This window comes from Rhizobium rhizoryzae (assembly GCF_011046895.1).
Classification (GTDB): Bacteria; Pseudomonadota; Alphaproteobacteria; order Rhizobiales; family Rhizobiaceae; genus Neorhizobium; species Neorhizobium rhizoryzae.
On the sequence record NZ_CP049249.1, the window covers coordinates 59019 to 71857 of the forward strand.

Genomic DNA, 12839 nt, shown 5'->3' on the forward strand with positions numbered 1-12839 from the left:
GAGAGGTTGATAGGATTAGCTAAGGGGACGCTTGGACGGCCTGACGTGTCGGAAGACGAAGAGATCGAGAAGGATCACCGCGATCAGGACGGCGCCGCTCAGCGGAAAAAGCAGTGAAAGGGCGAGCATGATGATCGCACCGGCCTTCCAGAGCGGCATCTTGTCGGCGGTGACAGGGGCAACGAGCCGCCCGGCACCGGAGGGCCTGCGCTTCCACCACATGACGATGCCGCTCACCGACATGAAGATGACCGACACACAGAAGAGGGTGTTGAGGGCGACGTTCCAGAGGCCCATATCGCCTTCATGGAAGGCAATGCCCACAGCCATCGCTTTGCCGGCCACGCCGTAGTCAACGAATTTGACGTCTGTCAGGATCTTGCCGGTATATCTATCGATATGCACCGTGCGATCCGACATCGGATCGGCGCTGTCATTGCTCATCGTATCGCGCGCAAGAGTCCATACACCCGTCTCACCGCTCGGGAATGATAGTTGGAAGCGCCCGTTGAATCCAAGTGTTCGTGCCAGCGCCACAATCGTATCCACATCGACCGGTTCGCCTGCTGCAACACCCTGAATGCCCGCATTCGATCCGGAGGCCGGCATCGGCGTCTGTTCCAGCGTCCAGGGCACATTCTTCACGCCGTCATGATTCATGCTGGCATGGTTGGCGTCCGAGAGAGGTACATTGTCCCACTTGGCGGCCGGAAAGGTGCTCCAGGCCTGTGTCATCTTCTCGCCCCAGATGCCCGCCCAGGTGAGGCCGGAGAGCAGGAAGGCAAGCAGGATGATCGATGCATAGACACCAATCGTCTGGTGCAGCGACTTCCAGACCTGACGGCTCTTGCCGTTGATGGTCGGCACCAGTGATGAGGCAAAACTGAGCCCGTCGCGGGGCCACCACATGTAGACACCCGTCACAATGAGCATGACTGCAAAGCCCGCGGCAATCTCGATCAGGCGATCGCCGACAGTCCCGATCAGCAGCGTTCCGTGAATGGTGTCGGCGAGGTCATAGAGGGCGTTACGGCGCTCCCAGCTCCCGAGCACCGTCGCATTGGAAGGATCAACGGCAACCATGGTTGCGGCATCCCCTGCCTTGACGCGGAAGACCGCCGGCTCTGTTACGGTCCGCGGCGCGATGTATTGTACCAATGTCCCGTTCGAGACCGCAGACAGGGCAGAGGTTGCCTGCTGAGCAACAGCCACGGTTTGCGCACTGGGCTGAACGGAATAGAGCTTTTCTCCATCACGACCCACCAGGACCGATGACCACAGCATCAGGAGCCCGGTCACCGCCAGCATGATCAGAAATGGCGCCACGTAGAGGCCGGCATAAAAATGCCAGCGCCAGGCCGTGTTATAGAAGTTTCTGGCAAAGCTTTGATCCAGTATGGATGACGACTGATCTGTCGCAAGTGTCATGGTTGTCCCCCTCAAAGAACAGAGTGTCGGAAATCTCGGTGATCAGGCTGCGGGCGTCGCGCCGGTCGCAAGCGCCAGAAGTCCTTGGCGGTCGCGAATGGTGATCAGTTCGGGCTGGTCAAACGCGATAAGGCGATCGCGTTTGAAGCGGCTGAGGCAGCGGCTGACCGTTTCGTGGGTCAGGCCTAGCCAATCCGCCAGTTCGCTTCTGGAGAGATAGAGCAGGAAGCTGCTGCGCCCGTCATGCCCCTGGCGGGTAAACTGGCCGGAAAGATCCAGCAGGGCAGACGCAACCCGCTCAGTCGCCGTCTGGCGGCCGAGAACCAGACCATGGGCTTGAGCGCGCTTGAGCATGCGCATTGCGGCCTCATTGATCGCTTCAGCGTTCTGTTCAGTCTCGATCTCTTCGAGCCGTGGGTCGCAAACCGCCATAGCCCGGCATTCATGAAGATCAACATGCTCGCCGCTGATGACCCAGCCAGGGCCGAAAATATCGAGGATCTGCCGACGCTCGTCACTCAGCTCGCGATAGAGAACCACACAGCCGCGCAACAGGCGGAACGTGAGCGGAACACCCAGCCGAGCCAGAGGAATGTCGATATGCGCGGAAAAGTTGCGAATGCGCGGTATGGACGCTTGGGAGAACTGTCGCAGGACGTGCAGGGGGAATGCTTCATCCCTGGATAACATGCTTAACATGCGCGGATATCCAGCCATTTGCCGGAACAGCGCAGTCACGCGATTTCCTCGGCACGGATTGTCGAAGGCGACCGCTTGAGAAAGCGGTCGCGGTTCAGGCAATCAGGCCGAAGGGAGGCGCACGCGGTGACGCATTGGGAGGAAAGAGCTGCCTGTAGAAGGCCTCAAAGCGAACTGGAACGAACCGATCCGCAGCACGCAACGCGAGCGCCGTCTCAATCGCGGGCGGTGCGGGCAGAAGGATGGCGGACGCGAGCCGGCAGGCTTCGCAACCCGTGCCAAAATCATGGCTATGCTTTTTGCTGGCGTCATCTTCCGATGGCAGGCACAGCACAGGCACGGTTCCATCAGGAAGAGTATATGCCGCAAGCTCGGCCGGAGTGAGCCTGTTCGCCAAAACAGACAGGGGCTTGTGAGATAGGCCGACAAGCAACAGGGCGATCGCGCATACGATGCGCGTCAAAGTCCCCATCTGTTTGCCGAATGGCGTTATATTAAACCTCACTGCAGGATACCAAATCGTGTGTTTCGTGGAGGAGCAATGCGACAACCGCACACATGAAAGCACAGTATCTCGTGCTCTACCACCAGCGACCCGGAGGACAGTCTCAGTTTTCTTCACTCCTCGAGTTCAAGTCAACCGATGGCCGCTTCAGCAGCCTGCTTTCCTGGATCAGAGAAAATCTTGATAAGCACCTAGGCGATGCGCTCCGGTATCTCATCATGGCCAAGGGTGACGCCAAAGAAGAACCTCAGCGCGCAGACCGTCTGGTTCAAGGCCGGCCATGACAGGCCCTTCGACACCAGATGCACCTGAAAGGCGCGCACGTCTCCCAGTCCAAGTCGGTCTGGCGATCGCCCGAAATAGCGCGAGAACTTTGTCACCGCATGCAAATAGGATCGCTGCGTCGCCGGCGACAAGTTTCGGATCGTCATGTCTTCGATCATCCGCCGGCGTAGAGGGCTCATCTCACTCATGGGTATCTCCCGTTCAAAGGTTGGCCAAAACAGCCAATCCTTCAAACCAGAGACACGCCATGCAAATCAGAGGCCCCAACTGCCGCGAAAACGGCTTCGTTCAATCCACTTTGTCAACAGGGCCTAGCGTACGATTTTGGACTGCTCTTGTTCCGACCCCAAAAGCACAAAGGCGGGGCGCCGGTCTGTGCAGCAGCTGGCGTTCCGTTGAACCTTCACTAACAAGCGGTCGGTAAAAAGCGCTCGATGCGAAAATCGTGGAGTGGCGTTTCAGTCTGACCTACTGCAATGAGTTCGGCCATCACGTCGCCGACGCCGGGGCCGAGCTGGAAGCCGTGTCCCGAGAAGCCGAAGGCATGGAAGAGGCCGGGTGTGGTCGCCGAAGGTCCCATCACGGGCAGGCCATCGGCGACATAGCCCTCGCAGCCGGACCAGGTGCGAATGATGGAGACGTTCGCCAGCGCCGGCAGGAGCGGCAGGAGTTTGCGAAGCTGAAGCGACAGGCGGGCCGGATCGGCCTTTGCGTGGCCGGGGTCAAGCGCGACCTGGCTGCGTTCGACGCCGCCGCCGAACACGATATTGCCGCGCTCGACTTGGCGCAAATATCCCTCGGTGCCATCGCCGCCCCAGACGCCGACGACCGGCAGGATGCGGTAGGGCAGTGGTTCCGTGACGCCCATTTGCGGACCGCGTGCCTCGATCGGCACGGCTTCTCCGAACCGGGCGGCGATCTGCGCGCCCCAGGCGCCTGCGGTGTTGAGCAGGACTTCCGCGCTGATCGAGCCTTTGGAGGTCTCAACGGTGAAGCCTGAAGCAGTTCTGGCCACCGATTCGACAGCTACCTGTTCGACGATCGCTGCGCCGAGACGGGCTGCGGCAGCGGCGAAGGCGGGTGCGATCAGCCGGGGATTGCCGCTTCCGTCCTCGGGTGAGAAGGAGGCGCCGATGGCATCCGGCCCGACACCTGGAAAACGGGTACGCACGTCGCGCATATCCAGTTCGTCGAGGACCAGTCCCCAGGGCCTGGCTGCCTCGATAAACGAGCGCATGGAGGCAAGCCCAATTGTACCGAAGACGAGGCGCAGGTGGCCCGTCGGGCGAAACTCGACATCCTGTCCCAGCATCGCTTCAGCCTTGCGCCAGAGCGACAGCGAGCGGTGCGCTAACGGCAGCTGCGGCAGATAGCGGCCGCTCCGGCGGATGTTGCCGAAGGACGCGACGGTCGCTCCGCTGCCGACCCGGTTGCGCTCGACAAGTGTCACCTTAAGCCCGCGCCGCGCAAGAAAATAGGCCGAGGCGGTCCCAATCAGTCCGCCGCCAAGTACGATGACCTCCACGGGATATTCCTTCGGTTCGATGCACTGCATCGACTGTGTGTGTGAGGACGCCAGCAAGTCAAAGTCGGTATTGCATGCCGCCCATAAGTGCGACCTATGGGGCATCCCGCGATGCGCATAAGCGGGACTTATGGTTGCCCGCCATTTCGCTCTTGGACCTTTGCCATCAAGCCGTGCCAGCTTTGGACAGGAGCAGCGAAAGGAACGGGCATGACAAGCGCCATGAGTGCAACCTTGACAGAATTGGCCGATGGCGAGGACTGGAAGGTGGGGGTCGACATCGGCGGCACCTTCATCGATTTCTGTGCGCTGGAGGCAAGATCCGGCCGCGTCGCCTCTCTGAAGGTCCTGACCACCCCCGACGATCCAGGCGCGGAACTGATGACCGGGCTGACGCTTCTGGCCGAACGGGAGGGCCTGGACCCGGCAACAATCAGCCGCTTCGTGCATGGCACGACCGTCGGCATCAACACCGTCATCCAGCGACGCGGTGTTTCGCTCGCGCTTCTGACCAATGCCGGTTTCGAGGATGTCATCGAACTGGCACGCCTGAGAATGCCCGATGTTTATTCGCTGTTCTGCGCGCGTCCGGATCAGCTGATCGCCCGCGATATGGTCTTCGGCATCCCGGCGCGGCTGCGCGCCGACGGTAGCGAGGCGCTTGCTCCGGACATGACGGCGGTCGCAGAGGCCGTCGCGGCGGCGAAGGCAGGCGGGGCTGAAGGCATCATCGTCTCCTTCCTGCATGCCTGGCGCAACGCCGTCCAGGAGGCTGCCGTCAAGCAGGAGATCGAGCGACTGGCGCCTGATCTGTTCGTCTTCACGTCGTCTGAGGTCTGGCCGGTGATCCGCGAATACGAGCGCACCACGACGACGATCCTGAACGGCTATGTGCATCCCCGCATTTCCGGATATCTGACCGCTCTCGAAGACAGGTTGAAGTCGCGCGGCGTCACGGCTCCGGCCCTTTTGACCAAGTCGAACGGCGGGCTGATGAATGCGGCCGACGGCAAGCGGTCCTGCGTGCAGATGCTGCTCTCCGGAACGGCTTCAGGCGTGATCGGTGCGGCGTGGCTTGCCAGGCGGGCCGGCGAACGACAGGTACTGACCCTCGACATTGGCGGCACTTCGGCCGATTTCGCACTGATCATCGACGGCGAGCCGCAATTCGGCACCGGCGAACTGATCGGAGAGTTCCCGCTGCATATTCCCTCGGTATCGGTCAGCTCGATCGGCATCGGCGGCGGTTCGATCGCCAGCGTCGATCAACATGGCGTGCTGCGGATCGGTCCGGAATCGGCAGGGTCCATACCCGGTCCTGCTTGCTATGGCCGCGGCGGCAGCGAACCGACGGTCACGGATGCGATGGCGGTCTGCGGCTGGCTCGGTCACAGCGAGATGGCCTATGGGCAATTGCAGATCGACGTGGGCCTAGCGCATGCAGCGGTTGCCCGGCTTGCCACCCGGATCCGCCGTCCGGTGGAGGCGACGGCCCAGGCGATCCTCGACGTGGCCATCTCGGAAATGTTCGTCGAGGTCGAAAAGCTCGCCTCACGGGCCGGCGTCGATCTTCGGGATTTCACGCTGATGCCGTTTGGCGGCGGCGGCCCGATGCTGGGTGCATTCCTGGCGCGCGAATTCGGCATGCGGCGGGTGATCGCGCCACCCCGGCCCGGTGTCGTCTCGGCGCTGGGCGGACTGGTCGCGGATCTGCGCGGCGACTTCATCCGCACCGTGTTTGTTCATCTCGTCGAAGAGACGGTTCCGGTACTGCGCGACGCCTTGGAGGCCCTGGTCCGTGAAGGCTGGGCCTGGCTTGCCGCACAGGGCCACGACGGTCCCGCCGACCTCAGGATCTCGGCCGATATGCGCTATCTCGGGCAGAGCTTTGAAATCGAGGTGCCGATCGAGCCGGCCTGGATCCAGGAGGGTCATCGCTCGGCCATGGAGGCGGCGTTCCATGCCATGCATGCGCAACTCTACGACTTTTCCGATCCGCAGGGCGAGGTCGAACTCGTCAACCTTCGGCTCTCGGCGATCGGTGCCGGACCTGTGCTCGAGTTTCCGGTGTCGGAGAAGGAGGAGCCGTCTGCTGCTTCGCCCGAACGATTGATCCCGGTCTATCTCGGCAGCGCGATAGAGCGCATCGGCCTCTTTCGCCGCAGTGCGCTGAACGCTGGAGAGTGCTTCAGCGGCCCCGCTGTGGTGGCACAGGACGACACGACCTTTGCCATTCCCACCGGCACTGACGCGCGCGTCGACCGCCACATGAACATTCATCTCACCTTTGCGGAGTAACGCCATGTTCGACCAGACCAATTTGCGTGTCTTTGCAAACCATGTGCGGGCGGCGGCCGAAAACATGGCCTATACGCTGCAGCGCACCGCGCATTCGGCCTTCGTCAAGGAAACGGAGGATTTCACCGTCATGCTGATGAACCGCAGAGGCGAGACGTTCGGGGTGCCGATGGGGCTTGGCGCCACCTGGTATCCGGGACTGACCTGGGGCCGGGTCATCGACATGGTCGGGAACTACCGGCCGAGCGATGTCGCCTTTACCAACGATCCCTATTCCGGCCATGTCGCGACCCATGCGCCGGACACCCATCTCTGGAAGCCCGTCTTTCATGATGGCGAAATCATCGCCTGGACCGGCGGCCATATCCACAATACCGACATGGGCGGGGCGGTGCCTGCCTCGCTGTCGCGAGTCCTGACGGAGATCCATCAGGAGGGTATCCGTTTTCCGCCGATGAAGCTGGTGAGGGAAGGGGTCTTCGACGAGGCCATCCTGAACATCATGACGACCAATGTGCGCAAGCCGGATCTCAATCTTGGCGACATCAAAGCGCTGGTTGGCGCCCTCAACACGGGTGAACGCAAGATCCTGGCCATGGTGCAGAAGTTCGGAAAACAGGCCTTTCTCGAAGGTGCCGAGGCGCTTCTCGATCATGCCGAGGCGCAGGCGCGCGCCATCCTGCGGTCTATGCCGGACGGAACCTGGGAATTTGTCGACTATGCGGACGAGGATTCGGTCGAGGCCAATCCCTGCCGCCTGAAGCTGACATTGACCATCAGGTGTGACGAGGCGGTACTCGATTTCACCGGCTCCGATCCGCAGCTCGGCTCGTCGCTCAACGTGCCTTCCGGGGGTGATCCACGCCACACGATGCTGCTGGTCGGCGTCTACTACGTTCTTTACACCCTGAACCCGAACATCCTTCTCAACACCGGGCTCACGCGCCCGTTCACCTGCATCGCGCCCAAGGGCAGTGTGCTCAATCCGGTGCATCCGGCGGCGGTCGGCATGCGATCGCTCACTTGCGCGCGGCTACGCTCTGTCATCTTCGGCGCCTTCAGCCAGGCTGTGCCGGAACGCCTGCCGGCAGCGCCCGCCGGCAACAATTGCATTGTCAACGTCATGACGACGGACGAGAGGACGGGGCGCACAGTGCTGGCGGCGGTCAATCCGGTGGTCGGCGGTGGCGGCGGCATGCCGCATCGCGACGGCACCAATGGTTCGGGTGCGGATGCCGCCTATCTCAAGAACACGCCGATCGAAATCACCGAGACGGAGGTGCCGATCGAGTTCCTGCGCTATGGGCTGGCGCGCGACAGCGGCGGAGCGGGACGCTGGCGGGGCGGGCTTGCCACGGAAATGGCCTTCCGGGTCTTTGCGCCGGGCAGCCGGATCACGGCGCGCAATCGCGACCGCAGCTTCTTCCGCCCATGGGGCGTGCTCGGCGGTCGTGCCGCGGGCCTGTCCGACATGGTGCTCAACCCCGGAACGGATCGCTATCTGCGGCTCGGCAATATCGATACCACCGTCCTCCAGCCGGGCGATGTGCTGGAGATCCGTTCGGCGGGCGGCGGCGGGCGCGGCAATCCGCTCAAGCGTGAGACCTGGCGTGTCGCAAGGGATGTGGAGCGCGGCTACGTGTCTGCCGAAGCGGCCGAGCGGGACTATGGGGTCGTGATCAGCGGCGGTGTGGTCGACGAGGAAGCGACGGCCCGACTGCGTTCCCTGACCGTCGCCCATGCCGGACATTTCCATTTTGGCCCTGAACGGGAGGGTTACGAGGCGCAGTGGACGCCCGCCGCCTATGCCTTGCTGACGGAGATCCTTGCAGGCCTTCCGATCCACTGGCGCTTCTTCGCCAAGACCGAGATATTCCGGCGCATGAAGGACAGGGCCGGACATGACGGCGTCGCGGCAGCCTTTGCGGACGTGCGGGCACGCTTCTTGGAGATGCCGGAGCCGGCTTCGGCCGTTCGGTTGGCGGCAGAATGAAGCCGGGCACGCGGCAGGAGCCTGGCGACGGACGGATCGTCCGCCTTTCAGAGAGAGAGAGGACGCGGGTCCAGTTCTTTCTCGATGGTGTCACATACGAAGCATTGGCCGGTGATACGGTGCTGACGGCCATTCTGGCTTGCTCTACGGCGCTGCGGCGTTCGGAGTTCGGGCCGGAGGCTCGCGCCGGCTTCTGCCTGATGGGTGCCTGCCAGGACTGCTGGATCTGGCAGGAAGAGGGCACGCGGCTCAGGGCCTGCTCCACCCCAATTGCCGAGGGAATGCGGCTGGCGATCGAGGCGCCGGAGGGCTGGCCATGACTTTGGTGCAGGGACCGACAGTGGCGATCGTTGGCGCCGGACCCGCCGGGATCCGGGCTGCTGAAGTGCTTGTTGCCGCCGGTATCCGGCCGGTCGTTCTCGATGAGGGACAAAGGGCCGGTGGACAGATTTATCGCCGCCCGCCGCTCGGCTTCACGCGGGTGGCAGAAACGCTCTATGGGCCGGATGCCGGCAAGGCGCGCGCTTTGCATGCGCTGTTCGATGCCATGGTGGCCGACGGCCGGGTTGACTACCATGCGCTGTCCTCTGCCGTTGCCGTAGCGGACGGTGTGCTTCATGCCCTGACGCCTGTCGGTCACCGGGCCTTTGCCTATGACCGCCTGATCCTGGCGACAGGCGCCACCGACCGGCTGGCGCCGGTGCCGGGCTGGCAGTCAGCCGGTGTCTACAGTCTGGGCGCGACGCAGATCGCGTTGAAAGCTCAGGGCGTGGCACTCGGACGAAAGATCGTGCTTGCCGGTTCCGGACCGCTCCTGACGCTCGTGGCGTACCAGTTGCTGAAGGCCGGCGCGGACGTTTCGGCCGTGCTCGACACAGCACCGCTTTCCGTGCAGCTGACGGCTTTGCCGGGCATGCTGGTGCGGCCCGCGCTCTTCCTCAGGGGTCTGCGGATGCGCCTGCGGCTCGGCCGGCGCTATCATGTGGGTGTCACCCTGGAGGGGATCGATTGCGACGAGCGCGGCCCGACCGGCATTCGCTGGTGCGATGCCCAAGGGAGACCTCACGTGACCGCCTGCCACATGGTCGGCCTCGGCTGGCATCTGCGCGCCGAGACGCAGCTTGCCGGGCTTGCCGGCTGCGCCTTCGACTATGATGAGGGCTGGGCGCAATGGCTGCCGCGAACGGACAGGCTTGGCCGCGCGGCGGAAGGACTTTACCTTGCCGGCGACGGTGTGCGGATCCTCGGGGCAGATGGGGCGGAACTTGCCGGACGATTGGCGGCGGCCGCCTGCCTTTCCGACATGGGTCTGCCTGCGCCCGATGTCACGTCCGAGCTGCGCCGGCTGGTGCGCTGCGAGCGATTTGCCCGTGCGCTGGCGCGGGCCTTCCCGTGGCCGGGTGCCATGGTGCGCGCCATCCCTGATGAAACGATTGTCTGCCGCTGCGAAGGGGTCACGGCCGCAGAGGTGCGTGACGCAGCCACAAGCAACGGCGCGGAGGCCAACAGGGTGAAATCGCTTGCCCGCCTCGGCATGGGCCGCTGCCAGGGGCGTTATTGTCAATTGGCGGGCGCCGAGCTGATTGCCGCGCGGGGCGGCATTTCGGTCTGTGAAGCCGGGCGCCTGCGCGAACAGGCCCCGGTGCGTCCGGTCCCCATCGGGGCATGGATCGGTGAGGCATAGGCGACGTGCGCAAGTGACGGGGCTGGCCTACTGAGGCGCGCTGCCCGCTTGTAGCACCTTCAGGCAAGCATCACGCAGGCAGTCCCGCATGGCGGCATGATTTCCCGTGAGCGGTCGGTCCTTGCTGGTCAGCAGCGCCACCGGGACCGTCAGTCGGGGCAGAAAGGTGCGGCGGACCAAGCCCGGAAACTGTTCCCAGGGCAACAGACCATCGACAATTGCGATGCCGAAGCCATCGCGCACGAAAGGCAGCGCGGTGATGGAAATGTCGATCTCGAAGGCCGGGTTAAAGGCGAGGTTCTGAGCTTCGGCAGCACCTGAAAGCAATTGGCCGGGAAGCGTGTCGGTGCGGTAGGAAATCAGCGGGACGTCCTGGATATCGGCAAAGCCGATCACCTCCTGACGGGCCAAGCGATGATCCTCGGGCACGATGCAGATCAGCTCGGCATTGCCAAGCGTCTCCACTTCAATCCCGTGCCGGGGCAGATTGTTCATGACGATGCCGATTGGCGCATCGCCGCTGCGCACCATGTCCACGACATTGTCGAGCGGGGCGATCAGCGAGCGAACGACGATGTCGGGTTGGGCATGGCGGAAGGCCGAAAATGCCTTGGGCACAATCGCCATTGCCGGTGGTGCAGAGGCTGCGATACGGATCAGGCCAGTGCGGCCAAAGCGCATGTCCATCGTGCGCCGCCGCAGGGCTGCGATCTCGGCAAATATACGCTCCGATTCGGGATAGAGCTCTTCGGCTTCCCGGGTCGGAACCAGCTTTCCCCGGACACGGGTGAACAGCTTGAAACCAAGCTGGTCTTCGGCATGCCTGAGAATCTGGCTCAATGCCGGTTGCGAGATGTTAAGCATCTGGGCGGCGCCCGTCACCGTCCCGCAGCGCATGACCATGCAGAAGACTTCGAGTTGGCGTGCTTGCATCGAGGCGTCCGGTCCTCCTTGCCCTTGGGCGACAGGGGCGTGTCAAAAATCTGCCACTTTGCCCCATGCGGACTGCGAGAAGCGGTTGGGGTGATAGGGGCGCGGATCGACCAGCGGCTCCGCTCCCGTGACGATGTCAGCGATCAGATGACCGGCTCCAGGGCCGATGCCGAAGCCGTGGCCACTGAAACCTGCGGCCAGGATGAAGCCCGGAACGGTTGGCGTCTCCCCGATAGCTGGTACTCCGTCTGGGGTGGAATCGATATATCCGGCCCAGCTGGCAGTGATGCGGCGTTCCTTCAAGGCCGGCAGCAGTTGCGTGGCGCGCTCATAGGTCAGCCGGATCGTCCCACGATCGACGGCCGGATCGAGGATTCGCATGAACTCCATCGGGGTCGGGCGGTCGAGCCGCCAGCGCGAGAGGCTCTCATGGCCGCTGCGCACGCCTTCAAGCCCCCCAGGCGACAGGGAGCGCCAACGGCGCAGGAACATTGGCAGGAACTGCGGCGCAAATCGAGCCTGTTGTGGAGTTGGGTCCACCTTGCCACGGCCGCTGATGGCCAGCGTATAACCACCGTCTCCCCGACGAGTGACAGAAACGCCCGCGGTATGCAGCGCATCGGGAAGCATGGCTTCGCCCGGCGCGACAGAGAGAATCGACGATCGGATGGACGCTTGCGGAAACCGGATGTCGAGTTGGCGGCAGAAGGAGGAGGCCCAGGCGCCGCCGGATAGTATCGCGGTGCGAGTGCGGATCGTTCCATGCTCAGTGACCACGGCTGAAAGCCGCCCGCCTTCGGTCTCGATCCCGCGGGCAGCGCAGTTCTGAAGCACGGTTCCGCCAAGCTTGAGTATGGCCCGCGCGACGGCTGGCGCGGCGCGGGACGGATCGGCAGTTCCATCACTTGGTGAAAACACTCCACCCTTCCAAGGACGGCCTGTCGCTTTACCCCGTTCGGCGGCAGCGACGCTGTCCAGCATATGGGTCGTTACTCCGACGGTGCGGGCGAAATCCCGCCAGCGCGCCCAGCTGGCCAGCTCTTCCTCATTGTTGCTGAGATAAAGCAGCCCGCAGCGGCGAAAACCGGTATCTTCATCGCTTTCCTGACGGAACTGTTCCCAGAGATCGAGGCTTTTCGTCGCCAGCGGCAGCTCCCGAGAGTCACGGTTCTGCTGGCGGCACCAACCCCAATTGCGGCTCGACTGTTCGGCCCCGATGCGACCCTTCTCCAACAGGACGACCTTCAGCCCTCTTCTTGCGAGATAGTAGGCGGCAAAGACGCCAACAATACCGGCTCCGATGATGACGATATCAGCTGACCGGGGGAATTCATCTGAGGTTTCCACGAGCATAAGCGGCGCTGGCATGGGTGTCGGTCTCCTTGTCGCGCCACAAGCATAACGTCTCGTGACTGCCAAGGATGCCGCACATTTCCATTGGACAGCAGAAGATTCCGTAGCCTCGCATCAATGCAAACGATCGTGCGGG

The 12839-nt window shown here is 63.2% G+C and carries 10 protein-coding genes and 2 pseudogenes; 5 read left to right on the forward strand and 7 right to left on the reverse strand.

The genetic code is table 11. The features are described from left to right. Positions 1–15 precede the first annotated feature (15 nt). The 3 genes from G6N80_RS01180 to G6N80_RS01190 all read right to left on the reverse strand — a co-directional run bounded on the left by G6N80_RS01180 (position 16) and on the right by G6N80_RS01190 (position 2599). Complete coding sequence (locus G6N80_RS01180; protein WP_165130704.1) at positions 16–1428, reverse strand: PepSY-associated TM helix domain-containing protein; 1413 nt, start codon at positions 1426–1428, stop codon at positions 16–18. Positions 1429–1470: 42 nt separating this feature from the next. Then, positions 1471–2127 (reverse strand): helix-turn-helix domain-containing protein, encoded by a 657-nt coding sequence (locus G6N80_RS01185; protein WP_165130706.1) that lies wholly within the window; start codon positions 2125–2127, stop codon positions 1471–1473. 94 nt (positions 2128–2221) lie between these two features. After that, positions 2222–2599, reverse strand: a complete 378-nt coding sequence (locus G6N80_RS01190; protein ID WP_165130708.1) for a hypothetical protein — start codon at positions 2597–2599, stop codon at positions 2222–2224. Between the two features lie 92 nt (positions 2600–2691). Between G6N80_RS01190 and G6N80_RS23280 the strand changes: the two are divergent. Then, positions 2692–2826: pseudogene (locus tag G6N80_RS23280) on the forward strand (GlxA family transcriptional regulator); the annotation flags it as partial. On the opposite strand, the pseudogene G6N80_RS01200 reads toward G6N80_RS23280, so the two are convergent. Further along, positions 2827–3105 (reverse strand): annotated as a pseudogene (locus G6N80_RS01200) (site-specific integrase); the annotation flags it as partial. A 218-nt stretch (positions 3106–3323) separates the two neighbouring features. Further along, complete coding sequence (locus G6N80_RS01205) at positions 3324–4442, reverse strand: NAD(P)/FAD-dependent oxidoreductase (protein WP_165130710.1); 1119 nt, start codon at positions 4440–4442, stop codon at positions 3324–3326. 210 nt (positions 4443–4652) lie between these two features. Between G6N80_RS01205 and G6N80_RS01210 the strand changes: the two genes are divergently transcribed. From G6N80_RS01210 to G6N80_RS01225, 4 genes are read left to right on the forward strand one after another with little or no spacing between them, the layout of a single operon-like run. Beyond that, entirely contained in the window at positions 4653–6740 is a 2088-nt protein-coding gene (locus G6N80_RS01210) for a hydantoinase/oxoprolinase family protein (RefSeq protein ID WP_062553327.1), read from the forward strand. Positions 6741–6744: 4 nt separating this feature from the next. Continuing rightward, positions 6745–8733 (forward strand): hydantoinase B/oxoprolinase family protein, encoded by a 1989-nt coding sequence (locus G6N80_RS01215; RefSeq protein WP_165130712.1) that lies wholly within the window; start codon positions 6745–6747, stop codon positions 8731–8733. After that, positions 8730–9053, forward strand: coding sequence for a (2Fe-2S)-binding protein (locus G6N80_RS01220; protein ID WP_165130714.1), 324 nt, complete (start codon positions 8730–8732; stop codon positions 9051–9053). The genes G6N80_RS01215 and G6N80_RS01220 overlap by 4 nt, the downstream gene beginning before the upstream one ends. Then, positions 9050–10417, forward strand: a complete 1368-nt coding sequence (locus G6N80_RS01225) for an FAD/NAD(P)-dependent oxidoreductase (RefSeq protein ID WP_062553330.1) — start codon at positions 9050–9052, stop codon at positions 10415–10417. The genes G6N80_RS01220 and G6N80_RS01225 overlap by 4 nt, the downstream gene beginning before the upstream one ends. 27 nt (positions 10418–10444) lie before the next feature. On the opposite strand, the gene G6N80_RS01230 is transcribed toward G6N80_RS01225, so the two are convergent. After that, positions 10445–11350 carry a LysR family transcriptional regulator gene (locus G6N80_RS01230; protein ID WP_062553331.1) on the reverse strand — a complete coding sequence of 302 codons (906 nt, stop codon included), beginning with the start codon at positions 11348–11350 and terminating at the stop codon, positions 10445–10447. A gap of 42 nt (positions 11351–11392) precedes the next feature. Further along, entirely contained in the window at positions 11393–12718 is a 1326-nt protein-coding gene (locus G6N80_RS01235) for an NAD(P)/FAD-dependent oxidoreductase (RefSeq protein ID WP_062553332.1), read from the reverse strand. Between the last annotated feature and the right edge of the window lie 121 nt (positions 12719–12839).